Origin of the sequence: Nitratidesulfovibrio sp. 1201_IL3209 (assembly GCF_036763125.1) — a bacterium.
Taxonomy (GTDB): Bacteria; Desulfobacterota; Desulfovibrionia; order Desulfovibrionales; family Desulfovibrionaceae; genus Cupidesulfovibrio.
In genome coordinates, this window is sequence record NZ_JBAIYT010000009.1 from 82,406 (window position 1) to 108,663 (window position 26,258).

A 26,258-nucleotide genomic window follows, 5' to 3' on the forward strand; every position below is an offset into this window, starting at 1 on the left:
GCTCCGCCCCCGTGGCGGACGCCGGAACTGCCGTGGGCCGCTGCCCATGGCGCTCCGGGCGTAGTGGTTCCATCCCATCGGAGGCTTTTTGATGAAACGCCTGAAATCGCTCGTCCTCCTGCCGCTGGTGCTCATCGCCCTGTGCGGCGCGGCCGTTGCCGCCCCCCCCGCCACGACGGTGGAAGAGATGGGCTCCGGCGAATTGCTGCGCCGCGTCACCGCCGCCAAGGGCAAGGTGGTCATCGTCAACTTCTTTGCCTCGTGGTGCCCGCCCTGCCTGGAGGAAATCCCCGGCCTGATCAGCGTGCGCGCCCGCTACCCCGAGGACAAGGTGGCCCTGTACGGCGTCTCGCTGGACGACAACCCCCGGCAACTGGCGGACTTCATGTCCCGCACGCCGTTCAACTACCCGGTGTGGAAGGGCAAGGAGGAGTTGCAGCGGTTCTTCAACGTGTCCTCCATCCCGCAACTGCTGGTCTACGACCGCCAGGGCAAGCTGGTGGCCAACCACGTGGGCCTCGTCGAAGCCGACGAACTGGGCAAGTTCGTGGACACCCTGCTGGGGGGCAAGTAGATGGGCCAGCCTTACATCCGCAAGGCCCGCGTGCAGGACGTCAAGGCCATCCACGGCCTGCTCATGCACACCTCCGGCCAGGGGCTGCTGCTGCCGCGTTCGCTGAACCAGCTGTACAGCCACCTGCGCGACTTCCTGGTCATCGACCCCGACGACGGCGGCCCGCCGGTGGGCTGCTGCGCCCTGTCCATCGCCTGGGACGACATCGCCGAGGTGCGTTCTCTGGTGGTGGCCGACGACCTGCGCGGCAAGGGCTGGGGGCGCAAGCTGGTGGACGCCTGCCTGAGCGACGCCGTGACCCTGGGCATCTTCCGGGTGTTCGCCCTGACCTATCAGGTGGATTTCTTCCTGCGGCTTGGGTTCCGGGTGGTGGAAAAGGACGTGCTGCCCCAGAAGATCTGGGCGGACTGCATCCACTGTCCCAAGTTTCCGGATTGCGACGAGACGGCGGTGCTGCTGGAGATGTAACGGGCAAGGCGCGCCACGGGCCGTCCCCCGGCGTTCGTCGCCGGTTGCGGACAGTCGCCGCCAGTCGCCGCCATCCGCCACATGACCTGACGACCCCACGGGCCGGGCGCGCCGCGCATTCCGCGACGAGCCCGGCATCATCACGATACACTGGCCCGGAGGCCGGACGACAATGAAGATCAAGGAACTGAAGGTGGTGTACGACGCGCAGGCCATTGCCGCGCGCGTGGCCGAGATGGGCCGGGAGATCAACCGCCTGTACGCGGGCGAGGAACTGGTGGTGGTCTGCGTGCTGAAGGGGGCGTTCATGTTCTTCGCCGACCTGGTGCGGCACCTGGACATGCGGCCGGAACTCGACTTCGTGCGCGTGGCCAGCTACGGCTCGGCCACCGCCACCTGCGGCACCGTCAGCTTCACCAAGGACGTGGAGGTGCCCCTGCAGGGCAAGCACGTGCTGCTGGTGGAAGACATCGTGGACACCGGCCATACCGTGGACTTCCTGTTCCGCCAGCTTGCGGCGCGCGGGGCCAAGAGCCTGCGCCTGGCCGCCCTGGTGGACAAGCAGGAGCGCCGCGCCGTGCCCGTGCGCGTGGACTTCGCGGGGTTTGCGTTGCCCGGTGGCTTCATTGTAGGGTATGGCCTCGACTATGCCGAACGCTACCGCGAACTTCCCGGCATTTACGAAGCCGCCATCGAACCCGGGGACGCGTAGGGTGGGCAACGCCGCCAGCCCGACGTCGCGCCCCGGTCATTTGCCGAGACCCCACGTCCGAGGTGCCCGATGATCGTCATCTGCCCCAGTTGCTCGACCAAGTACAACCTTCCCGACGATCGCGCCCGCCCCGGTGCGAAGCTGAAGTGCACCCTGTGCAAGTCCGTCTTTCCCATCGAGTCGGCCACGCCGCCTTCCGACGGCGCGCCCGATTTCGACGCGGTGATGGGGAACGCCGGGCTGGGCGGCCTGGGTGACGCCCCGGCGTCGCCGCCCGTCGACATGCCCGGCGCCACGACCGGCAACACGTCGGGCAACACGTCTGGCAACGGCGCGGAACTGGACCACGGTCCCTTCGACGTCGCCGCCAATCCGGACGCCGATCTCGCCGCGCGCAAGCGCGGGCGCGCGGACGACGACGGCCCCGACGTCAGCGACATCATCGGCTCCATGAAGGGCTACAACCTGGACGACGCCCCGCCCGCCGTGCCGCCCAAGAAGTACGGCTGGCCGGTCATCGCCGGGTTCGTGGCCGTGCTGCTGGCCGTGGGGGTGGCCGTCACCCTGCGCCTTACCGGCATCTGGCCCGGCGAGAAGCCCGTGGAAACGCCCCCGCCGGTGGTCAACGGCACCGAGCAGATCAAGAACATCGCCCTGCGCAACTACCGCCAGTATTACGTGAACAACGAGAAGGTGGGCCAGGTGGCGGTGATCGAGGGCAAGGTGGTGAACAACTTCGCCTCGCCGCGTGAACTGATCAAGATCGAGGCTTCGCTGTACGACGCCGCGGGCGCCGCCGTGGTCGCCAAGCAGCAGTTGTGCGGGGTCACCGTGTCGCTGTTCCAGTTGCAGGTGCTGGGCGAGCAGGAACTGGAAACGGCCCTGAACAACAAGATCGAAATCCTCACCAACAACACCAACGTGCCGCCCGGCGGCGAAGTGCCGTTCATGGTGGTGTTCTACAATCCGCCCGCCTCCGTGGCCGAATTCGGCGTCAAGGTGGTGGAGGCGCGCACCCCGCCCGAAAGCAAGTAGCGTGAGCCCGTGAAGCTGCGCGAAACCTACGTCTGCACCGCCTGCGGGGCGCGCGCGCCGCAATGGCGCGGCCAGTGCCCCGCCTGCAAGGAATGGAACACCCTTGAACTGACCGTGGCCCCGCGCGAGGGCAAGGCCGGGGCGCGCCCCGGCGCGTCCGCCGCCGGACCGAGGGGCAGGGCGCAATCGCTCAAGGACGTGGCCGACCACGGCGCGGAACCCTTCGGCAGCGGCCTGGATGCCCTGGACCGCGTGTTGGGCCAAGGGCTGGTGCCGGGGGCGGCCATCCTGGTGGGGGGCGAGCCGGGCATCGGCAAGTCCACGCTGCTGTTGCAGGTGGCCGGAGCCGTGGCCGCCGCCGGGCGCGGGGTGCTGTACCTTTCCGGCGAGGAATCGCTGCCCCAGTTGAAGTCCCGCGCCGCCCGACTGGACGTGCTGCACGACGACCTGATGGCCGTGGCCACCACCCGGCTGGACGACGTGCTGCCTCATCTCGAAGGCCCCACGGCCCCGGCCCTGCTCATCGTCGATTCCGTGCAGACCGTCAGTTCCGACCGGGCCGAGGGCCTGCCCGGCAACGTCAGCCAGGTGCGCGCCGTGGCCACGGAGATCGTGGAGGCCTGCAAGCGCAGCGGCACCACCGTGCTGCTGGTGGGCCACGTGACCAAGGACGGGGCGCTGGCGGGCCCGCGCCTGCTGGAACACCTGGTGGACACGGTCATCTCCATCGAGGGCGACCGGCGGCAGATGTTCCGCCTGCTGCGGGTGCTCAAGAACCGCTTCGGCCCCAACCAGGAACTGCTGGTCTTCCGCATGGCGGAGCAGGGCATGGAAGTGGTGGAGGACCCTTCCACCTTCTTTCTGGGCGCGCGCGACCCGGCCCTGTCGGGCACCGCGCTGGTCATGGCCGTGGACGGGCAGCGCCCGCTGGCGGTGGAAGTGCAGGCCCTGGTCACCCGCAGCTACCTGGCCATTCCGCGCCGCACCGGCCTCGGCTTCGACGTCAACCGGCTGCACCTGCTGCTGGCGGTGCTGGAAAAGCGGCTGCGCCTCAACTTCGGGCAGGTGGACATCTACGCCAAGATCGGCGGCGGCATGAAGTTGCAGGACCCCGGCATGGACCTGGGGCTGGTGGCCGCCGTGCTGTCGTCGTTCTACGACCTGCCGCTGCCCGAGCGGGCGGTGTTCTGGGGCGAGGTCGATCTCAATGGTCAGGTCCGTCCCGTGGCCGCCCATTCCATCCGCCGCGACCAGGCCCGCAGGTTGGGCTACACCCCCCTTCTCCATCCCGCCGACGATGCCGCGCGCGGCGTGCCCACCGTGGCCGCCCTGCAGGACGCGCTGTTCCGGCGCGCCCGGCGTCCCGCGTACGCCAACCCGGCCCCGCCGTCCGCGTCATCCCCGCCGTCCGAGCGATCCGAGCGATCCGGGCAGCCCGGCGACAGTGCGCCCGGCAATGGGGATGCCGAGGCCGGGGACCGGGACGTCTAGGGGCCTCCGGCATGCATGGCGCGCGCATTCACCGGCCAAGGGCCTGCCATGGCGTTTTTTTTCCCCTGCAAACAGACCAGTTGCACTGCTACGGCGCGGATGGAGCCCGGATGCCATGCGCCGGAAGCGGGCAGGACGCTTCCCGCGGCAAGCTGGCTGCTCGCGGGGAACGTTTTCAGGTTCGCGGAGAAACCGTCCTCGATACCCTGTCCGGCGCTCTCTGGACCCTGGACGCCAACCCGGCGGGGTTCCCGCTCACGTGGAAGGAAGCCGGGGAACATGTCCTCGCCATGGCGTCGCGCGCCGAACACGGCCACCGCAACTGGCGACTGCCGCCGCGACGCCTGCTGTTCTCCCTGCTGAGCCACCAGACCGTACATCCCGCCCTGCCGCAGGGGCACCCCTTTCGGAATGTCTTCTCCGGCTACTACTGGACGGCCGACGCCTGCCACCGCATTCCGGACCAGGTCTGGCATGTCCACCTTGGCGGGGCACGGGTGGCGCGCGCCAACCGGCAGGATGCGGCCCTTGTCTGGCCGGTCTGCCTGCCGGATTGTCCGCCGGGCGGTCCGCCGGACGGGGCCGCGTCGCCGGAAACCGGCGGCGAGAGATTCGTTGCCCGGGAGGGTTGGGCGCTGGATACGCTCACCGGCCTTGGCTGGGCGCTGGACGCGGCTCCGGCGGGGCATGCGCTTGCCTGGCAGGAAGCCCTTGATTTCGTGAACGGGTGGAACCGCCGGGGGGAATGGGGCGCGTCCGATTGGCGCGTGCCCAACATCCGGGAACTGGAAAGCCTGATCGACCTGGCGGAGGATTCCCCGGCCCTGCCCGACGGGCACCCTTTCAGGCAGGTGCGGGACGTGTACTGGTCGTCCACGACCAGCGTCTATGAAACCCGCTACGCATGGGCGCTGTACATGCAGGACGGCATGGTCGGGGTAGGCTTCAAGCCGGACGCCGGGTTTCATGTCTGGCCCGTCCGCGACGCGCGCTGACCACTGCCTCCCAACTATCTGTCCCGCGAGGCTGCTCCCCGTTTCGCCCGGAACCCGGAACCGTCCGGGCACGGGACGCCGGAAGCCGGAACGGGGCGTTTCCTCGCGGGAACGTCCCCCATTTTATACTTTAAACCCGATGGGGGCTGCGGTATCGTGGTTTACCTGCCGCCCTTGCCGGCGCGCAGGGGTAATGCAACGGCCCGTCCGGCCGAAAGAACGTCGAGGTCACGGCAAGGGGAGGCCGGGCCGCGCCCCGGCAACGGGAGACGCCGGGTGAAGCCGGGGGACGGCCACGGGTGCGGAACACGACGGACGCCGCCGCGTCCGGGCATCGGCCGCGCGAGAGGCGGCAACCACTGGAGACGGGACGCAGATGCAGGAATACACGGCGCTGGCACGGGAAGTGCGCGAGCGGCTTGGGCGCGTGGGCAGCGGGCTTGCCCGGCTGGTGCAGCAGCGCGAGGACGATTTTCTCGCCCTCGGCGCGGAATTGCAGGACGTGGCCCGGCGGGTGCAGGACATCGCCGCCGACAGCCAGAGGCTGAACCACATCGCCTCGGGCGACACCGTGCGCCACATCCTGGAAGAACTGGTGGCGGAACTGGACGCCATGCAGACCCTCTGCCACGTGGACGAGGACGCCGTGGACCTCGCCATGCTGACCCGCGCCCGCGAACTGGTGCAGCAACTTTCCAGGTCCATCCGCGACTACGCCCGCGTGGTGCGCACCCTGCAAATGCTGGGCATTTCCACGCGCATCGAAAGCGCGCGCCTGGGGTCCGACGGGCGCGGCTTCAGCACCCTTGCCGACGACGTGGAAAAGCTGGGCTACAAGATCGTCGAATATTCCGACCGCATCATGCAGCAGGCGAAAACGCTGGACGCGCTGGCCGAAAAGGCCGAGGCCAGCACCCGCGAGATGCACGAGATGCAGCGGGAATGCGCCTATTCGGTGTTCGGCTCCATCCGCGACAACATGGACACCCTGCACGAGGTGGCCGAAGGCAGCCGCAAGGCCTCGGAGGACGTGCGCGGCCACACGGCCGACATCGCCGCCTCCATGGGGCGGATCATCGGTTCCTTGCAGTTTCACGACATCGTGCGCCAGCAGGTGGAACACGTGGAGGAAGCCCTGGCCGACGCCCGCGCGGGCCTGGACGGGGCTCCGGACGGTATGGTGGACGATATGGCGGACGGCGCGGCGGCCGGTGTGGAGGACGACGGGGCGCTGGCCGTGGAACTGGCCGTGGCCGCGGACATCTGCGCCCTGCAACAGGCCCAGCTGGGCAACGCCCGGACCAGCTTTTCCGATGCCGTATCCACGCTGCGGCGCGAACTTGCGGCCATCGCCGCCAGCGTGCGCGGGGTGGGGCAGCGCACCGGCGGCTTTTCCGACGAATCGTGCCTGGGCGAGGACTGCGGCGGCACCGCCGTGCTCGACCACATGGAGCGCAGCGTGGCGGAAATAGCCGCGCGCATGCTGTCCCTGGCCGAACAGGGCGAGCGCATGGGCCACGTCATGGGCGAGGTGGCCGAAATGGTTGCGCAGATGAGCGTTTTCCTTGAAGATATCGAAGACGTCGGCGACGAGATAGAGCTCATCGCGCTCAACGCCAGCATCCGCGCCGCGCACACCGGCGAAAAGGGCAAGGCCCTGGGGGTGCTGGCCTCGTCCATCCAGCGGCTGTCCCAGGACGCGGGCGAAAGCACCACGGCCCTGGCCACGCTGCTGCGCGAGGTGGACGGCGTGGCCGGGCAACTCAAGACCTATGCCACCGCCTACCTCGATTCCTCGCGGGTTTCCGAGATTTCCGGTGAACTGGAAGGGCTTACCCACGGCCTGCGCGAGGTGAACGGCGAGGCCGCGCGCCTGTTCGCCGGGGTGGGCCAGGCCTGCGCCGAACTGGCCAGCCGCGTGGACCACGCCGTGGAGGATTTGGGCTTCGACGCGCAGGTGGCGGCCGGGCTTTCCGACGCCGCCGATGACGTGGGCGAGATGGCCGACATGCTGCGGGAACGGCTGCCCGCATCGGCGCGGGCAGCCGCGGCGCGCCGCCTGGCCGCCATGCGCGACCGCTATACCATGGAGCAGGAGCGGGTGCTGCACGGCCGCGTGCTGGGCGGCGGCCATGCCGAAGCCCCGGCGGGCGGGGGCGAGGACGGCTACGGCGACAACGTGGAACTTTTCTGACGGCGCGAAACCACCAACTCCGAACATTCGAGCGCGAGGGATTCCATGAGCAAGCTCATCATGACGGTGGACGATTCGGCGAGCATCCGGCAGATGGTCGGCTTCACCCTGCGCAACGCCGGGTACGAGGTCATCGAGGCCAAGGACGGCAAGGATGCGGTGAGCAAGCTCTCCGGCCCCATCAAGATGGTGATCACCGACCTGAACATGCCCAACATGGACGGCATCGAACTGATCAGGCAGATCCGCGCCAACCCCGCGTACAAGTTCATCCCGGTCATCATGCTGACCACCGAGTCGCAGGCCACCCGCAAGCAGGAAGGCAAGGCCGCCGGGGCCACGGGGTGGATCGTCAAGCCGTTCCAGCCGGAGCAGTTGCTGGCCGTGGTCAAGAAGGTGCTCGGCTAGGCCGGGAACAGCGGTCCGGCACGGGGCCGGGCGTGCAAGGCCCGAGTCCCGGCTCCGCCGGGCCACCGTACACGCCGGGCTGATGGCCGATCCGGCCGCAATCCCCGGACCGTCCCCGCCAATCCGGCCGGACAAGGAAGTGCCGCATGCAATCGCAGGAAGACGCAAACAGGGCAGCCTTCATCGAAGAGGCGCAGGACCTGCTGGCGGAGCTGGAAACGGCCCTGCTGGAACTGGAGGCGCAGCCCGATGACCGCGACCTGGTGGCGCGCGTGTTCCGGGCCATGCACACCATCAAGGGGTCCGGAGCCATGTTCGGCTTCGACGACATCGCCCACTTCACCCACGACGTGGAGACGGTGTTCGACCGGGTGCGCAACGGCGAGGTGCCCGTCACCCGCCAGTTGCTGGACCTGACCCTGGCCTCGCGCGACCACATCGCCCGGCTGCTGCACTGCGCTGTCAGCGGCGAGGCCCCCGACCTGTCGCACGCCGCCGCCATCACCGCCTCGCTGCGGGCGCTGGTGCCCGTGGCCCCGCCCGCCGGTCAAGGCCCGGCGCAGGACGCGGACGGTGCGGAATGCCCGGCGGAACCGGAAGAGCCGTGCCCCCCCTGCACCCGCACCTGGCGGGTGCGCTTTCGTCCCGCGCCGTCCATCCTGTTCAGCGGGGCCAATCCGCTGGCCCTGCTGGACGAGTTGCGCGACCTTGGCGGCGCGCAGGTATTCCCGCATTTCAGCGAGGTGCCCGCCCTCGACGAGTTGCAGCCCGAACTGTGCCACGTGTGGTGGGACGTGCTGCTTTCCACCGAAGCGGACGAGGCCGCCATCCGCGACGTGTTCCTGTTCGTGGAGGACGACGCGGACATCGACATCCGCCTGGTGGACGACGCGCGCATCGTGGACGACGCCGCCTACAAGCGGCTGGGCGAAATCCTGATCGAGCGCGGCGATGTCAGCGCCGACGACCTGCACCGCGTGCTGGACGAGCAGCGTCCCCTTGGTCGGCTGCTGACCGACGCGGGCGTGGTGCCCCCCGAACGGGTGGACGCCGCGCTGGTCGAGCAGCAGGCCGTGCGGACCATCCGCCAGACGCGCGACAAGGAATCCGCGGCCCGTGACGAATCCGGGGCCAGCATCCGGGTGGCCGCCTCCAAACTGGACTTCCTGGTGGACCTGGTGGGCGAGCTGGTCATCGTGCAGGCCCAGCTTTCGCAGGCCGCGCACCTGCGCAGCGATCCGGGCCTGCTGGGCCTGGTGGAGGAGTTGGAACGGCTCAGCGACGAACTGCGCGACACCACCCTGGGCATCCGCATGCTGCCCATCGGCACCACCTTCAGCAAGTTCCGCCGCCTGGTGCGCGACCTTTCGGCGGAACTGGGCAAGGACGTGGAACTGGTGACCCTGGGCGGCGAGACGGAACTGGACAAGACCGTCATCGAACGCCTGGGCGACCCCCTGGTGCACTGCCTGCGCAACAGCCTGGACCACGGGGTGGAGCCGCCCGACGCGCGCGCCGCCGCGGGCAAGCCGCGCACCGGCACGGTAACCCTTTCGGCGGCCCATGCCGGGGGCGAGGTGTTGATCACCATCGCCGACGACGGCGCGGGCATCGACCCGGTCCGGGTGCTGGAAACGGCCCGCAGGCGCGGCGTCATCGCGCCGGACGTGGAACTGCCCCCGCGCGAGGCCGTGGAACTCATCTTCGCGGCGGGGTTCTCCACGGCGGAAAAGGTCACCAACGTGTCCGGGCGCGGCGTGGGCATGGACGTGGTGAAGCGCTCCATCGAGGCGTTGCGCGGGCGCATAGAGATCGACAGCGCGGTGGGGAAGGGCACCACCCTGACCATCCGCCTGCCGCTGACCCTGGCCATCATCGACGGCCTGCAGGTGCTGGTGGGCGGCGAATCGTACGTCATCCCGCTGAACCACGTGGAGGAATGCGCGGAACACGCCACCCCCGGTTCCGGCGAGGGGCGGCAGCGCATCATCAACCTGCGCGGCGAGATCGTGCCCTACATCCGCCTGCGCGAACTGTTCGCCTCTCCCGGCCCCGCGCCCGCCATCGAGCAGGTGGTGGTGGTCGATGCCCAGGGCAGCCGCTTCGGCCTGGTGGTGGACTGCGTGGTGGGCGAACACCAGACGGTCATCAAGAGCCTGGGCCGCATCTACAAGGACGTGCCGGGCATTTCCGGGGCCACCATCAAGGGTGATGGCAGCATGGCCCTGATCCTGGACGTGCCGGGCCTGGTGCAGCTTGCGGCCGACCAGCCCATGCGCGCGCAACGCGCGCCGGTGGCCGCGCACGGGGGCGGCGCATGAGCCCAGGCCCCAGTGACGGCCCGGCCCTTCCGGCGGGATGCGCCCGTCCCGGCCCCATGTCGCAGAAGCTGTTCGACCGCATGAGCCGCTTCGTCTACGAGCAGGTGGGCATCAAGCTGCCCGGCTCCAAGCGGGTGATGCTGGAGGCGCGGCTGCAAAAACGGCTGCGCGCGCTGGGCATGGCCAGCTACGACCAGTACGTGGACTACCTGTTCACCGAAAAGGGCTTCGACGAGGAGTTGCGCAACTTCATCGACGTGGTGACCACCAACACCACGGAATTCTTCCGCGAGCCGCGCCATTTCGACTACCTGACCTCCACGGTGCTGCCCGGCTGGACGTCCGAGGCCGCCCGCCTGCGCGCCCAGCGCACCCTGCGGGTGTGGAGCGCGGGCTGTTCCATCGGCATGGAGCCCTACACCCTGGCCATGGTGCTGCGCGACTACGCGGAACGCACCCCCGGCTTCGCCTTTTCCATCCTGGCCACGGACATCTCGTCGCGGGCGCTGCAACAGGCGGTGCGCGCCGTGTACGAAGAGGAACGGGTGCACAGCGTGCCCGAACCCTTCCGCAAGCGCTATCTGCTGCGCAGCCGCGACCGTACGCGCCGCCTGGTGCGCATGGGGCCGGAACTGCGCTCGGCCGTGCGCTTCGAACGTCTGAACTTCATGGACCCCTTCGGGTTTTCGGAGCCCATGGACATCATTTTCTGCCGCAACGTGATCATCTATTTCGACAAGCCCACGCAGGAAGGGCTGTTCAGCCGGTTCTGCCAGTGCCTGCGCCCCGGCGGGCACCTGTTCATCGGCCACTCCGAAAGCCTTACCGGCATGGCGCTGCCCCTGGAGCAGGTGGCGCCCACCGTCTACCGGAGGATACGATGACCGCGCGCCGCATCAAGGTACTGGTGGTGGACGATTCGGCCCTGGTCCGCCAGACGCTGGGCGACATCGTTTCCGGCGACGACGAACTGGAACTCATCGGCACCGCCTCGGACCCGTTCGTGGCGGCCAAGCGCATGGAGACCGTGGCCCCGGACGTGATCCTGCTGGACGTGGAGATGCCCCGCATGGACGGCATCACCTTCCTGCGCAAGATCATGACCCAGCACCCCATTCCGGTGGTGATCTGCTCGTCGGTGACGGAGCAGGGGGCCGAGGCCACCTTCAAGGCCATGGAATACGGCGCGGTGGAGGTCATCCAGAAGCCGCGCATGGGCACCAAGCGGTTCCTGGAGGAATCCAGCATCCGCATCTGCGACGCGCTGAAGGCCGCCGCCCGCTCCAAGCTGCGCAAGCTCAGCCCCCTGGCCGCCGGGGTGCCGCCCAAGCTCTCGGCCGACGCGGTGCTGCCCGCCGCCACCCCGCTGACCACCACGGTGCAGCAGACCGAGAAGATGGTGGTCATCGGCGCGTCCACGGGCGGCACGGAAGCCCTGCGCGTGGTGCTGGAGGCCCTGCCCGCCGACTGCCCGCCCATCGCCATCGTGCAGCACATGCCGGAACACTTCACCGCCGCCTTCGCCAACCGGCTCAACGCCATCTGCCGGGTGACGGTGAAGGAGGCGCAGGACAACGACGTCATGCGGCGCGGCCAGGCGCTCATCGCGCCGGGCAACCTGCACATGCTGCTCAAGCGCAACGGCTCGCGCTACTACGTGGAGGTGCGCGAAGGCCCGCTGGTGCGCAGGCACCGGCCGTCGGTGGACGTGCTGTTCCGTTCCGCCGCGCGCTACGCCGGGCGCAACGCCGTGGCCGTGATCATGACCGGCATGGGCGACGACGGCGCGGCGGGCATGAAGGAACTGTTCGACGTGGGCGCGCACACCATCGCCCAGGACGAGGCCAGCTGCGTGGTCTTCGGCATGCCGCAGGAGGCCATCAAGCTGGGCGGCGTGCGCAAGGTGGTTTCACTGGAAGAGATCGCCCCTGCCGTCATACGGGCCTGCGGGGCGTAGGACGAAACCTCAACGACAACGACACGGACCAAGGAGCACAGGACATGACCGACACCGGCACGCCGGAACCGAGAGGCGCCATCCTCCAGCGCGACAAGCAGACCTACGCCATCGTGCCCCGCACCCCCTGCGGCATGCTGTCGCCCGACATCCTGGACGCCATTTCCCGCGCGGCGCGCAAGTATTCCATCCCCATCATCAAGATCACCTCCGGCCAGCGGCTTGCCCTGGTGGGCATGACGGCGGAGCAGGTGGAGCCCATCTGGGAAGACCTGAGCATGGACGTGGGGCGCGCCGTGGAACTGTGCGTGCACTATGTGCAGGCTTGCCCCGGTACGGCGGTCTGTAGGCTGGGGCTTCAGGATTCGCTGGGGCTCGGCATCGAGATAGAGCAGAAACTGGCCGAGCAGCCCTTTCCGGCCAAGGTCAAGTTCGGCGTGTCCGGCTGCCCCATGTGCTGCGGCGAAAGCTACCTGCGCGACGTGGGCCTGGTGGGCACCAAGCGCGGCTGGACCGTGATCGTGGGCGGCAACTCGGGCGGGCACCCGCGCATCGGCGACGTGCTGGCCGAAGACCTGACCCGCGAGGCGGCGCTGGACCTGGTGCAGCGCTTCATGGAACTGTACCGGGAAAATTCCGGCAAACGGCTGCGCGTGTCCAGGTACGTGGACAAGACCGGCATCGAGGCCATCCGCGCCGCGCTGCTGCCCGCCGGCGGGTAGGCGCGGGGCGCGAGCAGGGACTTTGCGCGATCATCCGGCCGGGCGGGGGATTTCCTCCGCCCGGCTTGCGTTGGCGACGGTTGGTGGGCCAGCCGCAAGGGAGACAGCGATGCTGATACGCGACGCGGAGGCAGGCGACATCGAGGGAATCGTTGCAATCTACAACGACGCGGTGCGCACCACCACGGCCATCTGGAACGAATCCGTCACGGACGCGGCGGGCCGCGCCGCGTGGCTGGCGGACAGAAGGGCGGCGGGGTATCCCGTGCTTGTGGCCGTGGAGGAAGGCGCCGACGGCGGCCCCACGGTGCTCGGGTACGCCACGTTCGGCGACTGGCGGGCCTGGGACGGGTATCGCCACACCGTCGAACATTCGGTGTACGTGCACAGGGACAGCCGGGGGCGCGGCGTGGGCGGGGCCTTGCTGCACGTCCTGATCGGACGCGCGCGGGACATGGGAAAGCACGTGATGGTCGCGGGCGTGGAGGCGGGCAACACGGCGTCCATCGCATTGCACGAGAAATTCGGCTTCACCGAAGTGGGGGTGCTGCGCGAGGTGGGCTGCAAGTTCGGCCGCTGGCTCGACCTCGCCTTCCTGCAACTGGCGCTGGACGCGCGCGAAACACCGCCGGAGCGCATCGCGTAGGACGGCGGACCGGACTCGGGAGGCCCCGCCGTTGCGCGGCGCGCAGGGAAGGGGAGGCGCGAAAGGGCTAGATGCCCTGCCTGCCGCTTCCGTGCGGTGCGGGCTCCCTGGGCGTGTCCTTGGGCGTGTCCTTGCCGGGGCCGTGGCGGTACAGCAGCACGCGCACCGGGTCCACGGTCACCAGCCCTTCGGCCAGCAACGCCTCGACGCGGGGCAGGAATGCCTCTATCTTGGCCGCGTCGTCGATGATCTCGACCACGACGGGCAGGTCTTCGGACAGGCGCAGCACCCGCGCGGTGTGCACCACGCTGTTGGCGCCGAAGCCGGCCAGGCCCCGGAACACCGTGCCGCCCGCCAGCCCTTCGCGCCGGGCCGATTCCAGGATGACCTCGTGCAGGGAGCGGCCCTTGTGGGTGTCGCGCTCGCCGGTGTAGATGCGCAGACGCAGGGCGTCGCCAGAGATGATGCGCATGGCGTGCTCCTTCCGGTTGCGGATGCGATGCCGGGTGTCCGGCGCGTTGCGCGGCGGGCCTACACCAGCCGCCCGGCGCCCATGCCCAGCCACAGCAATGCGAGGCCCAGCAGCAACTGGCCGCCCGCGTACAGGGCAAAGGCCATCCACTGCCCGGTCTCCATGAGCCCCAGGCTTTCGAAGGTGAAGGTGGAAAAGGTGGTGAACGCGCCCATGAAGCCGGTCAGCAGCACCACGCGCACGTCCGGGTGCAGGGAGATGCGGTTTTCGCAGAACCCCCAGATGAAGCCGAAGGCCAGACAGCCCAGCACGTTGACGATGAACGTGCCGAGCGGAAACGAACCGGGCGTGGCGCGCTGCACCAACCCGGCAAGGCCGTAGCGGGCCAGGCTGCCCAGGGCGCCCGCAAGGCCCAGCAAGACGATCTTCTGCACGAAAAGACCCTCTCTCGCGCCGCGTGATGCGGCGTCCGGCCGTGCCTCGTCTCCTCGTCCGCCTGGCGGCCCGTCCGGATGCCGGACGCGCAGGGGCGCGGAAATGGCGGGGACGCGGTCCATGGAGTTCACATGGCGCTGGAAATCGAAATCAAGTTCCCCGAGGCGGACCTTGCCGCGCTTCGCCGCGCATTGCAAGCGCTGGGCGCCGCCGGTGGCGGCCCGTACCTTGAATGCAACCGGGTGTACGATACCCCCGGCCGTGGACTGCGCGCCGCTGATACCCTGTTGCGGCTGCGCACCAAGGCCGGACCGGGCCTGCGCGCCGCCGTGCTGACCATGAAGCGGCCGCCCGATGCCGGGGCCGCCCCCCTTCCCGCCGACGTGAAGGTGTGGGACGAGGTGCAGACCGGGGTGGACGACGCCGACGCCGTGCATCGCATGCTGACCGGCCTGGGCTACGGCGTGGCCTTCGGCTACGACAAGGTGCGCGAGGTGTGGCATCTGGACGGGGTGCACGTGTGCCTCGACACCATGCCCTTCGGCCCGGTGGCGGAACTGGAGGGCGACCGCGAGGCCATCATGGCCGTGGCGGACCGGCTCGGCCTTGACAGGGCGCGCGCATCCACCGCAACCTATCACGACCTGAACCGCCAGTGGCGCGCCGCGCGCGGGCTGCCCCCGTCGGAGGACTTCACCTTCGACGCGTCCGGGCTGGCCGCCGCCCGCCGGATGGTCTTCGGGAACGGGGGGAGCGGGGGAAGCGGGGGGAGCGGGGGAAGCGGGGGGCGCGGGAACGGCCCCACCGGCACGGAATGATCCGGCAGCGTCCCCCTGCGGTCCCAATGTCCGGTCCTGATCCGGTCACGATTTTTTTTGCGGACTTCGCCCTGGCCGTCACCCCTGCGCGCCCCTCGACAGCGGGCGGCGCGATGTTAGTATATGGGCGTGCCCGCGCCCGGCCCGCGTCACCCCGTCCGCATTGCCCGCATTTCGAAGGGGCATGACGGGGCGCGGCCGCCGCAGGCCACCCGGAAACAGCGAAACGAGCACCCATGAACACCCATTTCGACGAGTATCGTTTCCCGTCCGTTCCGGCCCGCATGGCCGGTCCGTCAGATCCGTCAGGTCCATCTGGTCCGGCAGGCCCGCCGGACATGCCGGATGGCGGCCGGGACACGGAGCTCCTCATCGAGGACGAGGTGCGCGAGCCCCGGATGTTCCGGGTGCTCCTGCACAACGACGACTACACGACCATGGAGTTCGTGGTGTCGATTCTGGTCGAGGTGTTCCGCAGAACGCCCGACGAGGCGACGCGCATCATGCTGGCCGTCCACGAGAAGGGCGTCGGCGAATGCGGGGTGTACACGGCGGAGGTGGCCGAGACCAAGGTCGCCCTCGTGCATGCCCGCGCCCGGCGCGAAGGCTATCCACTGCGCTGCACCCTCGAAGAGGTATGACATGATCGGAAGACGCCTTGAAGCAGCGCTTACCGCCGCCGTCAACGACGTGCGGACGCGCAACCACGAGTTCCTGACGCTGGAGCATCTGCTCTACGCCATCTCCGGCGAGGACGCGGGCAAGTCCATCCTCGAATCCGTCGGGGTGGACGTGAAGGCCCTGCGCCTGCGCCTGGAAACCTTTTTCGCCACCCACCTGGAACCGCTGCCCGCCGACACCCCCACCGAAGTGGTGCAGACCCTGGGCGTGCAGCGCGTGTTGCAGCGGGCCATCCGCCACATGCAGTCGGCGGGCAAGGCCGCCGTGGAGATCGGCGACGTGCTGGCAGCCATCTTCGAGGAAGACGACGCCTACGCCACCTATTTCCTGAAATCGCAGGGGGTGACCCGGCTGGACGTGTTGCAGCACATCTCGCACGGCATGCCCGAGGGCGGGGAGGGGGACGGCTCCGGCGACGCCGACGGCGAGGAGGGTGCGCCCGATTCGCCGCGCATCGACGCGCTGGAAAAGTTCACCGTGGACCTTACCGCCCGCGCCCGCGACGGCCGCATCGACCCGCTCATCGGGCGGGCCGGGGAACTGGAACGGACCATCCAGGTGCTGGCCCGGCGGCGCAAGAACAACCCGCTGTACGTGGGCGACCCCGGCGTGGGCAAGACCGCCATCGCCGAAGGGCTGGCCCTGCGCGTGGCGCGCGGCGACGTGCCCGAGGAATTCCGCGACGTGCGCATCTTCGCCCTGGACATGGGCGCGCTGCTGGCGGGCACCAAGTACCGGGGCGACTTCGAGCAGCGGCTGAAGGGCGTCATCACCGACCTCGGCAAGGTGCCGGGGGCCATCCTGTTCATCGACGAAATCCACACCATCGTGGGCGCGGGCTCCACCAGCGGCGGCTCCATGGATGCCTCCAACATCCTCAAGCCCGTGCTGGCCGACGGCAGCATCCGCTGCATCGGGTCCACCACCTACGAGGAGTACCGCAACCACTTCGAGAAGGACCGCGCCCTGTCGCGCCGGTTCCAGAAGATCGACGTGCAGGAACCCTCGCAGGACGAATGCGTGGACATCCTCAAGGGCCTGCGCCCCTACTACGAGGACCACCACAAGGTGCGCTACACGCTGCCCGCCCTGCGCGCGGCCGTGGAGCTTTCCGCCCGGTACATCACCGAACGGCTGCTGCCGGACAAGGCCATCGACGTGCTGGACGAGGCGGGCGCGGCGGCCCGGCTGCGGCGGGGGGGGCGTGCGGCTTCGGCCTCGGACGCCGCCATCGGCGTGAAGGACGTGGAAAAGGTGGTGGCGCGCATGGCCCAGATACCGTCGCGCACGGTGTCGTCCAGCGACCGCGACCGCCTGCGTACCCTGGACGAGGATTTGCGGCGCGTGGTCTTCGGGCAGGACGCGGCCGTGGGCATCCTGTCGCGGGCCATCCTGCGCGCGCGGGCGGGCCTGGGCCGCGAAGACCGGCCCACCGGGTGCTTCCTGTTCTACGGCCCCACGGGGGTCGGCAAGACCGAACTGGCCCGCCGCCTGGCCGAGGTCATGGGCATCGGCTTCGTGCGCTACGACATGAGCGAGTACATGGAAAAGCATTCCGTGTCCCGGCTCATCGGCGCGCCCCCCGGCTACGTGGGGTTCGACCAGGGCGGCCTGCTGACCGAGGCCATCCGCAAGCAGCCGTACACCGTGCTGCTGCTGGACGAAATCGAAAAGGCCCACCCGGACATCTTCAACATCCTGTTGCAGGTCATGGACTACGCCACGCTCACCGACAACACCGGGCGCAAGGCGGACTTCCGCAACGTGGTGCTGATCATGACCTCCAACGCGGGCGTGCGCGAGATGAGCGCGCCGTCCATCGGCTTCGGCGCAACGGCGCTGGAAGACGTGGCGGGCAAGGGCCGCAAGGCCGTGGAGAACATGTTCAGCCCGGAATTCCGCAACCGCCTCGATGCCATGGTGCCCTTCGCCGGGCTGACCACCCCGGTCATGGAACGCATCGTGGACAAGTTCGTGCTGGAACTGGAGGCCGGGCTCAAGGACCGCCGCGTGCGCCTGGAACTGACCCCGGCGGCCCGCGCGCGCCTGGCCGAGAAGGGCTTCGAGCCCGCCTTCGGGGCGCGCCCGCTGCGCCGGGTGATCCGCACTGCGCTGGAAGACGAACTGGCCCGCGAAGTGTTGTTCGGCAAACTGCGCAAGGGCGGCACGGCCATCGTGGACGTGGCCGCGCCGGAGGCGGCAGCCGCGCCCGTCAAGCCCGCCCGCAAGGGGAAGGGCAAGGGCGCGGCGAAGGATGCCGCCCCGGTAACCGCCGCCAAGGGGGCGCTGCCCGACGGCCAGCAGGGCCTTGCCGGGCTGGGGCTGGTGTTCCGTTACGAGCCGCTTGGCGGCGACACCGTCGCCACCGAAAAATGAACGTGCGCGTGCTGGGCCGGATGACCGGGGACGGTTCCGACTTCCCCGATCCGGCCGCCGCGCCGCCCGAAGGATTGCTGGCCGTGGGGGGCGATCTTTCGCCCGCCCGGTTGGCGGCCGCCTACATGCGCGGCATCTTTCCGTGGTACGACAGGGGCACGCCCATCCTGTGGTGGTCGCCCGACCCGCGCTGCGCGCTGCTGCCGGATGAACTGCACGTGCCGCGCAGCCTGGCGCGGCGCATCCGGGCGGATTCCTTCGAGGTCACCTTCGACAAGGCGTTCGCGCTGGTCATCCGGCGCTGCGCGGCCACCCCCCGGCAGGGGCAGCGCGACACCTGGCTGGTGCCCGCCATGATCAACGCCTACGAGGCGTTGCACCGCCTGGGCATGGCCCATTCGGCGGAGGCGTGGCAGGGCGGCAGGCTGGTGGGCGGGCTGTACGGCGTGGCCCTGGGCGGGGTGTTCTACGGTGAATCCATGTTCCACCTCGCGCCCGACGCCTCCAAGGTGGCCTTCACCTGGCTGGCCGCGTGGCTGCGCCATGCGGGCTGCACCCTCATCGACTGCCAGCAGACCACCCCGCACATGGTGCGCTTTGGCGCGCGGGAACTGCCCCGCCCCGAATTCCTGGCCCGGCTGGCGGAAGGGCTGCGCGGCGCGTTGCGCCTGGCCGACGGCAGCGAGGCGCGCTGTCCGGACGTTTCCGGATTGCCCGCGCGCCCGCTGATGCCGGGACCGCAGGCCCCGTGGATACTTCCGCCGGATGCGAAACCGGCCGGGTACTGGCGCGTCCCGGCCGGTTTCCGGCCCTTGTAGCGGGGGAAAGACGGCCCGTGGAGCGCAGCCCCGTGGCGTGTTGCGGCGGGGCGGGTTATTCCTGCTCGTGCACCAGCGGTTCGTGCTGGGCCAGGTCGTAGAAGCCGCGAATGGCGAAGGGCAGCGGGTAGCGGGGCACCTCGTCGAAGCGGATGACCCCCATGGTCTTGCCTTCCGGCAGGGCGGAGAAGGGCACCACCCCGCGCGGCACGGGCAGTTGCAGCGGACAGGCGATGACGCAGGTCAGCCGGTCGGCGTAGCGTTGCGAAAGGTAGTCCACCACCGCGTCGCGCTCCGCCTCGGTGAAGGCTTCCAGCACCGTGCGCAGGGCGTCGGTCTCCGCCTCGGGGCCGGTCAGGTCGTCGGCCCCCGGCGCGTTGGGTTCCAGGGCCGCGCCCACCAGGCCGGGCACGGCCCGCAGGGCGGCCAGGCCCTCGGCCGTCTCGGCCTCTCCGGACAGCCGGAAAAGGTGGGCCTGCACGTTGCGCCGCCCCTTGAAGGTGCGGATGGTGACGGATATGACGTGGATGCGCGCCACCGGGGGCGTGCCTTCCACGGGAATGACGTTCAGTTCCATGCGGGCTCCATGCGTGGTTCCGGGCGGGCCGCCCGTGCGGGACACCCCCGCGCCGGGCAACGGGCCGTGCCGCTTCCGGATTTTCTAGACCATCTTTCCGGCGGATGGAAGGGGGCGGTTGCCGCCGGAACGGCCCCGCTTCGCCGACGGCGGCGGGCATGGCCCGCGCACCCGTGAACGCAGCAAGGAAAGCACACCGGCCCGCCAGCGGGCCACGGATATCCACATGACCCAATCCCCGTTCATCCTGCGCACCGAGTACGAACCGCGCGGCGACCAGCCCGAAGCCATCGACCAGATCGTCTCCAGCATCGAGGCGGGCGTGACGGACCAGGTGCTGCTGGGCGTCACCGGCTCGGGCAAGACCTTCACCATGGCCCAGGTCATCGCCCGCTGCGGCAGGCCCGCCCTGGTGCTGGCCCCCAACAAGACCCTGGCCGCCCAGTTGTACAACGAGTTCCGCCAGCTGTTCCCGGAGAACGCGGTGGAATACTTCGTCAGCTATTACGACTACTACCAGCCGGAAGCCTACGTGCCCGCGTCGGACACGTACATCGAGAAGGATTCGTCCATCAACGACAACATCGACAAGCTGCGTCACGCGGCCACCCACGCGCTGCTCACCCGGCGCGACGTGGTCATCGTGGCCTCGGTGTCGTGCATCTACGGCCTGGGCTCGCCGGAATACTACGCCAAGCTGGTCATCCCCGTGGAAACCGGGCAGCGGCTGTCCATGGACGCGCTGATCACCCGGCTGGTGGAGGTGCAGTACGAGCGCAACGACTACGACTTCCATCGCGGCACCTTCCGGGTGCGCGGCGACGTGCTGGAAATCATTCCCGCCTACCACCACGAGCGGGCGCTGCGCATCGAATTCTTCGGCGACGACATCGACGCCATCAGCGAGATCGACCCGCTCACCGGCGAGGCGCTGGCCTCCGTGGGCAAGACGGTCATCTACCCCGCCAGCCACTACGTGTCCGACCGCGACAACCTTGTCCGCGCCATCTCCGACATCCGCGACGAACTGGGCGAACGCCTGCGCGAACTGAAGGGCGGCAACCGCCTGGTGGAGGCGCAGCGGCTGGAACAGCGCACCATGCTCGACCTCGAGATGATGGAGGAAATGGGCTACTGCAACGGCGTGGAGAACTATTCGCGCCATCTGGACGGCCGCAAGGCCGGGGACCCGCCCTCGTGCTTGCTGGACTACTTTCCGGACGACTTCCTGCTGTTCGTGGACGAATCGCACATCACGGTCTCGCAGGTGGGGGCCATGTACAAGGGCGACCGTTCGCGCAAGTCCACCCTGGTGGACTACGGGTTCCGCCTGCCTTCGGCGCTGGACAACCGGCCGCTGGAATTCCACGAATTCCTGGCCCGGCTGAACCAGACCGTGTACGTCTCGGCCACGCCGGGCAAGTGGGAACTGGACCGCTCGCAGGGCATCGTGGCCGAGCAGATCATCCGGCCCACCGGCTTGGTGGACCCCATCGTGGAGGTGCGGCCCACGAAGGGACAAGTCGATGACCTTTTGGGCGAATGCCGCCTGCGCGCCGCCCGCGACGAGCGGGTGCTGGTGACCACGCTCACCAAGCGCATGGCCGAAGACCTTACCGAGTACCTCAACGAGATGGGCGTGGCCGCGCGCTACCTGCATTCCGACATCGACACCATGGAACGCATGGCCATCATCCAGGCGTTGCGCCGCAAGGAATTCGACGTGCTGGTGGGCATCAACCTGCTGCGTGAAGGTCTTGATATCCCGGAAGTTTCTCTGGTATCCATACTCGATGCGGACAAGGAGGGCTTCCTGCGCTCCACGGGTTCGCTCATCCAGACCTTCGGCCGCGCGGCGCGCAACGTGGAAGGCCGGGTGCTCATGTACGCGGACGTGGTGACCCGCTCCATGCAGGCCGCCATGGACGAGACGGCCCGGCGGCGCGAACGGCAGACCGGCTACAACGAGGCGCACCACATCGTGCCCGCCACCATCCGCAAGGCGGTGGAAACCCCGTTCGACGCCATCTACGCCGAAGCGGCCGAGGCCAAGGGCCGCAAGGGCAAGGGGCGCAAGGGCGCGGCGCAGGCGGCGGAAACCCTGGCCCCGTGGAGCGCGGACCCGCACGAACTGGCAAAACAGATCCAGCAGTTGGAACGCGACATGCGCGAGGCCGCCAAGGAACTGGAATTCGAGCGCGCGGCGGAACTGCGCGACCGCATCCGGCTGCTGCGGCAGCATCTGCTGGGGGCGCCGGTGGCCGACGCGGCAGCGGGGTAGGGGCGGCAGGAGACACCGTGACGAATACCAATGGCCCTGCACCGCCGGACGCACCGGATACGCCGGACGCGCCGGTCCTGCCCCCCGTCATCGCCACGGTCATCCTGCACTACGGCGATCCGGCCCTGGCCGCCAATCTGGCCGCTGCCCTGCGCCGGGCCGACCCGGACCACGCGCAACGGGTGCTGGTGCTGGACAACGCGGCCCCGCGCCCGGCCATCGGCGCGTGGCGCAGGCTGCCGGACAACCTGTTCTGGGGCGGCGCGCTGGCCTGGTGCCTGGACGCGGCGCGGGACATGGGCTGCACGCACCTGTGGTTCCTGAACAACGACATTTCCTTCGAGACGCGCCCGCCGCTGGTGGCGCGGGCGGCCCTGCGCATGGCCCGCATCGGCGCGGCGCTGGCCGCGCGCGGGCCGGGCGGGACTTCAGGCAAGGGCGGCAGGGTGGGGGTGTACGCCCCGGCGGTGGACCGCAACCCCTACCATCCGCAGATGGTGCGCGATGCCCGCATCCAGTACCGGCGGGTGGCGCTGGTGGACGGCATCGCCCCGCTCATCGACCTGGAATGCGCCCGCGAGGTGGGCGGTGCGGACTGCGCCGACAACCCGCGCGGCTACGGGGTGGACGTCTGGCTTTCGCTACGGGCGCACCGGGCGGGCTGGCCGGTGGTGGTGGACCATCAACTGGTGGTCCGGCACCGCTACCACACCACGGCACGGTCCGTGGACGGCTTCATGGATGCTGCCGCCCGCGCCGAACACGAGTACATGACCCGCCGCCTCGGCCCCGCATGGCGCGACGAGGTGGCCCGCCTGCAACACCAATGGATCGACGAGACCACGCTGTGAGCAGTACCGACGATATCTCCCCGGCGTCCGCCGCATCCGCTGCCGGACAGGACGCCGCGCCCGAATCCGCCCCCGCCCACGTGGCCGCCCGCGCCGAATCCCTGCGCGAACTGCTGAACTACCACAGTCACCGCTACTACGTGCTGGACGACGCGGAAATCTCCGACGCCGAGTACGACGCCCTGTTCCGCGAATTGCAGGACATCGAGGCGGAATGGCCCACGTTGCGCACGCCCGATTCGCCCACCCACCGGGTGGGCGACGCCGTGGTGGCCGCGCTGGAAACGCAGCCCCACACCCTGCGCATGTACAGCCTGGACAACGCCTTTTCGGCGGAAGAGTGGGATGTCTTCATCCAGCGGATGCTGCGGGCGGAGCCGGACGCTCCCACGGCCTTCTGGTGCGACCCTAAGATGGACGGCCTGGCGCTGGAAGTGATCTACGAGAATGGGGTGTTCACCACCGCCCTCACGCGCGGCGACGGCGAGAAGGGCGAAATCGTCACCACGGCCATGCGCACCGTGCGCAACCTGCCGCTGCGCCTGCACGGAGAGGGGCCGCATCCGGTTCGCCTGGAAGTGCGCGGCGAGGTGGTCATCACCCGCGCGGAATTCGAGGCCCTCAACACCGCCCGGCGCGGCGCGGGCGAAAAGCTGTTCGCCAATCCGCGCAACGCGGCTGCCGGGTCGGTGCGCCAACTGGATGCCTCGATCACGGCCGGGCGCCCGTTGCGCTTTCTGGCCTACGGGGTGGGGCAGGTGATCTGGCCCGCAGGGACACCCGGTATAGAGTCCGGCGCGCAAGGCCCCGAAGCCCGCTGGGCCACCCACGGACAGGTCATGGCCGCGCTGGCGGACTACGGCTTCGGCACCCCGCCCGACGCGCGCCGCTGCCAGACCCCGGCAGAGGTCATGGCCTATTACGAAGACCTGAGCCGCCGCCGCTCCGAATTGCCTTTCGACATCGACGGCGTGGTGGCCAAGCTGGACGACCTGGCCGCGCAGGCCGCGCTGGGCTACACCGCCCGCGCCCCGCGCTGGGCCATCGCCCTGAAGTTTCCGGCGCACCAGGCCACAACCCGGCTGGAACACATCGCCATCCAGGTGGGCCGCACGGGGGTGCTCACCCCGGTAGCGGAACTTGCCCCCGTGGCCGTGGGCGGGGTTACCGTGTCGCGCGCCACCCTGCACAACGAGGATGAAATCCGTGCCAAGGACCTGCGCGTGGGCGACATGGTGGTGGTGCAGCGCGCGGGCGACGTGATCCCCGAGGTGGTGCGCCCCCTGCCCGAGCACCGTCCTGTTGACGGCCTGCCGGAATTCGAATTTCCCCAGGAATGCCCGGTCTGCCACACTCCGGTGCGCCGCGAACCGGGCGAGGCCGCCTGGCGCTGCGTCAACGTGGGCTGTCCCGCCGTGGTGCGCCAGTCCATCATCCACTTCGTGTCCAAGGCCGGACTGGACATCCAGGGCGTGGGCCGCAGGTGGGTGGAACTGCTGGTGGACCGGGGCAAGGTGGCCAGCCCGGCGGACCTGTTCGGACTGGACAAGCAGACCCTGCTGGCCTTCGAGCGCATGGGTCCCAAGCTGGCGGAAAACTTCATCGCCGCGTTCGAGGCGGCGCGCACCGGGGCCTCGCTGGCCCGGCTCATCTGTGCGCTGGGCATTCGCCACGTGGGCGAGCAGACCGCGCGCACCCTGGCCATCCACTTCGTCGACCTCGACGCGCTGGGTGCGGCCGAGGCTGAAACGCTGCAACAACTGCCGGACATCGGGCCGGAGGTGGCCGCATCCATCCGCGCCTTCTTCGCCAACGAAGGCAACCGCGCCCTGCTGGAACGGCTGCGGGCCGTGGGCCTGTGGCCTGTCGGTCAGGAAGCGGAGTCCGGAGCCGCGCCGGGCGGAGTCAGCGGCCCTCTGGCCGGGCTCGGGGTGCTGTTCACCGGCTCGCTGGCCACGCTCACCCGCTCCGAGGCGGAGCGGCGCGCCGTGGCCGCCGGGGCGCACATCCTCGGCGGGGTGAGCAAGAAACTGGATCTGCTGGTGGTGGGCGACAAGCCCGGCTCAAAGCTCGACAAGGCCACGAAACTCGGCATACGGGTACTGCGGGAACAGGAATTCCTGGACCTGCTGGAAGGCAGGGGCGGGAATGCGCCCGCAACCACGCCTGCCGATGCGTCTTCAGGCGCGTCTTCCGGCGTGCCCGGCGGGGCAGATTCAGCGGCTTCACCGTCCGTGTCCCGTAACAAAGACCAGCATTCCCTGATCTAGACCGGATTTTCCCGACCAGACGCCGCGCACGCCGGGCCGCGTTCCGGGTTTCTGCGGCGCGCGCAAACGCATAAGGAGCGAGCATGAGCACTTCGATCATCGTCACGGGCGCCGGTGGCCGCATGGGGTCCACCATCTGCCGCCTGGCGCAGGAAGACCCGGCCCTGCAACTGGCCGCCGTCGTCGAACGTCCCGAACGCCTGGCCTCGCTCGACGTGTGGAAATGTCCCGCCGGCAGCGACCCCGAGGCCATCTTCGCCCAGGTGCCCGGCGGCGTGGTGGTGGACTTCACCTCGCCAGAGGCCAGCCTGGCCAACGCCCGCGCCGCCGCCAAGGCGGGCGTGTCGCACGTCATCGGCACCACGGGCCTCAGCGCCGAACAGAAGGCGGAACTGGCCGACCTCGCCGCCACCGCGCGCATCTTCTGGGCGCCCAACATGAGCATCGGCGTCAACGTGCTGCTCAAGATACTGCCCCTGCTGGTGCAGCAACTGGGCGACCAGTACGACCTGGAAATGGTGGAACTGCACCACAACCGCAAGAAGGATTCGCCCAGCGGCACCGCCCTGCGCCTTGCCGAATGCCTGGCCGAGGCGCGCGGCTGGGATCTGCCCGCCGTCGCCAACTACCACCGCGAAGGCATCATCGGCGAACGGCCCACAAAGGAAATCGGCATCCAGACCATTCGCGGCGGCGACGTGGTGGGCGTGCACACCGTCTACGCCATGGGACCCGGCGAACGCATCGAAATCACCCACCAGGCCCACTCGCGCGAAAACTTCGCCCAGGGCGCCCTGCGCGCCGCCAAGTGGCTGCCCCAACAGCAGCCCGGCACGCTCTATTCCATGCTGGACATGCTGTAGGCGTATTTGGGGAGCGTAATCGGGGGAAGGGACCCTTTGCGCTCTGCGGTCCTCATCCGTAAGGCTCGCAAGCTCGCCTAACGGCTGAGGCAAAGGGTCTCCTTCCCCCGTACCCCCATCCCCCCAAACTTTTTGATTGGGTTGGGGTATGGTGGTTTTGAAAACCTTTTTCAGATACTGCACCATGACATCACTGGGGTGCGCCCCAATGAAAACGTTTTGAAAGAGAGGGGAGGGGCTCGGGGAGGGGGGCGAAAAAGTTTGGGAAAGTTTTTTCCCCCCTCCCCCATACT

24 protein-coding genes are annotated in these 26,258 nt (G+C 69.3%); 21 read left to right on the forward strand and 3 right to left on the reverse strand.

Annotated features, from left to right (window positions below):
* The first annotated feature begins 91 nt into the window (after positions 1-91).
* From V6B97_RS06635 to V6B97_RS06695, 13 genes are all read left to right on the forward strand, one after another.
* The gene (locus V6B97_RS06635; protein ID WP_333505707.1) at positions 92-574 is read left to right on the forward strand and encodes a TlpA family protein disulfide reductase; all 483 of its coding nucleotides are present in this window, start codon (positions 92-94) and stop codon (positions 572-574) included.
* Positions 575-1,042, forward strand: a complete 468-nt coding sequence (locus tag V6B97_RS06640; protein WP_333505708.1) for an N-acetyltransferase — start codon at positions 575-577, stop codon at positions 1,040-1,042. It abuts the gene before it with no gap.
* A 172-nt stretch (positions 1,043-1,214) separates the two neighbouring features.
* Positions 1,215-1,754, forward strand: a complete 540-nt coding sequence (hpt, locus tag V6B97_RS06645; protein WP_333505709.1) for a hypoxanthine phosphoribosyltransferase — start codon at positions 1,215-1,217, stop codon at positions 1,752-1,754.
* Between the two features lie 69 nt (positions 1,755-1,823).
* The gene (locus tag V6B97_RS06650) at positions 1,824-2,789 is read left to right on the forward strand and encodes a DUF3426 domain-containing protein (RefSeq protein ID WP_333505710.1); all 966 of its coding nucleotides are present in this window, start codon (positions 1,824-1,826) and stop codon (positions 2,787-2,789) included.
* Between the two features lie 9 nt (positions 2,790-2,798).
* A complete protein-coding gene (radA, locus tag V6B97_RS06655; protein WP_333505711.1) occupies positions 2,799-4,280 on the forward strand; it encodes a DNA repair protein RadA in 1,482 nt (493 codons plus the stop codon).
* Between the two features lie 110 nt (positions 4,281-4,390).
* Entirely contained in the window at positions 4,391-5,275 is an 885-nt protein-coding gene (locus V6B97_RS06660; RefSeq protein ID WP_333505712.1) for an Lcl C-terminal domain-containing protein, read from the forward strand.
* Between the two features lie 376 nt (positions 5,276-5,651).
* Positions 5,652-7,469: a methyl-accepting chemotaxis protein gene (locus V6B97_RS06665; RefSeq protein ID WP_333505713.1), complete on the forward strand. Its 1,818-nt coding sequence runs from the start codon at positions 5,652-5,654 to the stop codon at positions 7,467-7,469.
* Between the two features lie 45 nt (positions 7,470-7,514).
* The gene (locus V6B97_RS06670) at positions 7,515-7,877 is read left to right on the forward strand and encodes a response regulator (protein ID WP_333505714.1); all 363 of its coding nucleotides are present in this window, start codon (positions 7,515-7,517) and stop codon (positions 7,875-7,877) included.
* A gap of 146 nt (positions 7,878-8,023) precedes the next feature.
* On the forward strand, positions 8,024-10,198 hold the full coding sequence (locus V6B97_RS06675; RefSeq protein ID WP_333505715.1) for a chemotaxis protein CheA: 2,175 nt from the start codon (positions 8,024-8,026) through the stop codon (positions 10,196-10,198).
* Positions 10,195-11,082 carry a CheR family methyltransferase gene (locus V6B97_RS06680; RefSeq protein WP_333505716.1) on the forward strand — a complete coding sequence of 296 codons (888 nt, stop codon included), beginning with the start codon at positions 10,195-10,197 and terminating at the stop codon, positions 11,080-11,082. Before V6B97_RS06675 ends, V6B97_RS06680 begins: the two co-directional genes overlap by 4 nt.
* Positions 11,079-12,155, forward strand: coding sequence for a protein-glutamate methylesterase/protein-glutamine glutaminase (locus V6B97_RS06685; RefSeq protein ID WP_333505717.1), 1,077 nt, complete (start codon positions 11,079-11,081; stop codon positions 12,153-12,155). The genes V6B97_RS06680 and V6B97_RS06685 overlap by 4 nt, the downstream gene beginning before the upstream one ends.
* A 44-nt stretch (positions 12,156-12,199) precedes the next feature.
* Entirely contained in the window at positions 12,200-12,877 is a 678-nt protein-coding gene (locus tag V6B97_RS06690) for an NAD(P)/FAD-dependent oxidoreductase (protein WP_333505718.1), read from the forward strand.
* A gap of 109 nt (positions 12,878-12,986) precedes the next feature.
* Positions 12,987-13,523 (forward strand): GNAT family N-acetyltransferase, encoded by a 537-nt coding sequence (locus V6B97_RS06695; protein WP_333505719.1) that lies wholly within the window; start codon positions 12,987-12,989, stop codon positions 13,521-13,523.
* A 67-nt stretch (positions 13,524-13,590) separates the two neighbouring features.
* Here V6B97_RS06695 and V6B97_RS06700 read toward each other — a convergent pair whose 3' ends face one another.
* Positions 13,591-13,995 (reverse strand): DUF190 domain-containing protein, encoded by a 405-nt coding sequence (locus V6B97_RS06700; RefSeq protein ID WP_333505720.1) that lies wholly within the window; start codon positions 13,993-13,995, stop codon positions 13,591-13,593.
* A 59-nt stretch (positions 13,996-14,054) separates the two neighbouring features.
* Entirely contained in the window at positions 14,055-14,429 is a 375-nt protein-coding gene (crcB, locus tag V6B97_RS06705) for a fluoride efflux transporter CrcB (RefSeq protein WP_333505721.1), read from the reverse strand.
* Positions 14,430-14,561: 132 nt separating this feature from the next.
* Between crcB and V6B97_RS06710 the strand changes: the two genes are divergently transcribed.
* From V6B97_RS06710 to aat, 4 genes are all read left to right on the forward strand, one after another.
* A complete protein-coding gene (locus tag V6B97_RS06710) occupies positions 14,562-15,248 on the forward strand; it encodes a class IV adenylate cyclase (protein ID WP_333505722.1) in 687 nt (228 codons plus the stop codon).
* Between the two features lie 338 nt (positions 15,249-15,586).
* Positions 15,587-15,889: an ATP-dependent Clp protease adaptor ClpS gene (locus tag V6B97_RS06715; RefSeq protein WP_007521932.1), complete on the forward strand. Its 303-nt coding sequence runs from the start codon at positions 15,587-15,589 to the stop codon at positions 15,887-15,889.
* Between the two features lies 1 nt (position 15,890).
* On the forward strand, positions 15,891-18,305 hold the full coding sequence (gene clpA / locus V6B97_RS06720) for an ATP-dependent Clp protease ATP-binding subunit ClpA (protein WP_333505723.1): 2,415 nt from the start codon (positions 15,891-15,893) through the stop codon (positions 18,303-18,305).
* Positions 18,302-19,123, forward strand: a complete 822-nt coding sequence (gene aat, locus V6B97_RS06725; RefSeq protein ID WP_333505724.1) for a leucyl/phenylalanyl-tRNA--protein transferase — start codon at positions 18,302-18,304, stop codon at positions 19,121-19,123. The genes clpA and aat overlap by 4 nt, the downstream gene beginning before the upstream one ends.
* Before the next feature lie 55 nt (positions 19,124-19,178).
* Here aat and V6B97_RS06730 read toward each other — a convergent pair whose 3' ends face one another.
* Positions 19,179-19,700 carry a hypothetical protein gene (locus V6B97_RS06730; protein WP_333505725.1) on the reverse strand — a complete coding sequence of 174 codons (522 nt, stop codon included), beginning with the start codon at positions 19,698-19,700 and terminating at the stop codon, positions 19,179-19,181.
* Positions 19,701-19,926: 226 nt separating this feature from the next.
* Here V6B97_RS06730 and uvrB point away from each other — a divergent pair, with 226 nt between their 5' ends.
* From uvrB to dapB, 4 genes are all read left to right on the forward strand, one after another.
* A complete protein-coding gene (gene uvrB, locus V6B97_RS06735; protein ID WP_333505726.1) occupies positions 19,927-21,981 on the forward strand; it encodes an excinuclease ABC subunit UvrB in 2,055 nt (684 codons plus the stop codon).
* 17 nt (positions 21,982-21,998) lie between these two features.
* A complete protein-coding gene (locus V6B97_RS06740; RefSeq protein ID WP_333505727.1) occupies positions 21,999-22,832 on the forward strand; it encodes a hypothetical protein in 834 nt (277 codons plus the stop codon).
* Entirely contained in the window at positions 22,829-25,102 is a 2,274-nt protein-coding gene (gene ligA / locus V6B97_RS06745) for an NAD-dependent DNA ligase LigA (RefSeq protein ID WP_333505728.1), read from the forward strand. Before V6B97_RS06740 ends, ligA begins: the two co-directional genes overlap by 4 nt.
* A gap of 83 nt (positions 25,103-25,185) precedes the next feature.
* Entirely contained in the window at positions 25,186-25,965 is a 780-nt protein-coding gene (dapB, locus tag V6B97_RS06750) for a 4-hydroxy-tetrahydrodipicolinate reductase (protein WP_333505729.1), read from the forward strand.
* Positions 25,966-26,258 lie beyond the last annotated feature (293 nt).

Coding starts and splice junctions, on each gene's coding strand:
- V6B97_RS06635 (WP_333505707.1), top strand. CDS start 92: ATGAAACGCCTGAAATCGCTCGTCCTCCTGCCGCTGGTGCTCATCGCC.
- V6B97_RS06640 (WP_333505708.1), top strand. CDS start 575: ATGGGCCAGCCTTACATCCGCAAGGCCCGCGTGCAGGACGTCAAGGCC.
- hpt (WP_333505709.1), top strand. CDS start 1,215: ATGAAGATCAAGGAACTGAAGGTGGTGTACGACGCGCAGGCCATTGCC.
- V6B97_RS06650 (WP_333505710.1), top strand. CDS start 1,824: ATGATCGTCATCTGCCCCAGTTGCTCGACCAAGTACAACCTTCCCGAC.
- V6B97_RS06660 (WP_333505712.1), top strand. CDS start 4,391: ATGCCATGCGCCGGAAGCGGGCAGGACGCTTCCCGCGGCAAGCTGGCT.
- V6B97_RS06665 (WP_333505713.1), top strand. CDS start 5,652: ATGCAGGAATACACGGCGCTGGCACGGGAAGTGCGCGAGCGGCTTGGG.
- V6B97_RS06670 (WP_333505714.1), top strand. CDS start 7,515: ATGAGCAAGCTCATCATGACGGTGGACGATTCGGCGAGCATCCGGCAG.
- V6B97_RS06675 (WP_333505715.1), top strand. CDS start 8,024: ATGCAATCGCAGGAAGACGCAAACAGGGCAGCCTTCATCGAAGAGGCG.
- V6B97_RS06680 (WP_333505716.1), top strand. CDS start 10,195: ATGAGCCCAGGCCCCAGTGACGGCCCGGCCCTTCCGGCGGGATGCGCC.
- V6B97_RS06685 (WP_333505717.1), top strand. CDS start 11,079: ATGACCGCGCGCCGCATCAAGGTACTGGTGGTGGACGATTCGGCCCTG.
- V6B97_RS06690 (WP_333505718.1), top strand. CDS start 12,200: ATGACCGACACCGGCACGCCGGAACCGAGAGGCGCCATCCTCCAGCGC.
- V6B97_RS06695 (WP_333505719.1), top strand. CDS start 12,987: ATGCTGATACGCGACGCGGAGGCAGGCGACATCGAGGGAATCGTTGCA.
- V6B97_RS06700 (WP_333505720.1), bottom strand. CDS start 13,995: ATGCGCATCATCTCTGGCGACGCCCTGCGTCTGCGCATCTACACCGGC.
- V6B97_RS06710 (WP_333505722.1), top strand. CDS start 14,562: ATGGCGCTGGAAATCGAAATCAAGTTCCCCGAGGCGGACCTTGCCGCG.
- V6B97_RS06715 (WP_007521932.1), top strand. CDS start 15,587: ATGCCGGATGGCGGCCGGGACACGGAGCTCCTCATCGAGGACGAGGTG.
- clpA (WP_333505723.1), top strand. CDS start 15,891: ATGATCGGAAGACGCCTTGAAGCAGCGCTTACCGCCGCCGTCAACGAC.
- aat (WP_333505724.1), top strand. CDS start 18,302: ATGAACGTGCGCGTGCTGGGCCGGATGACCGGGGACGGTTCCGACTTC.
- V6B97_RS06730 (WP_333505725.1), bottom strand. CDS start 19,700: ATGGAACTGAACGTCATTCCCGTGGAAGGCACGCCCCCGGTGGCGCGC.
- uvrB (WP_333505726.1), top strand. CDS start 19,927: ATGACCCAATCCCCGTTCATCCTGCGCACCGAGTACGAACCGCGCGGC.
- dapB (WP_333505729.1), top strand. CDS start 25,186: ATGAGCACTTCGATCATCGTCACGGGCGCCGGTGGCCGCATGGGGTCC.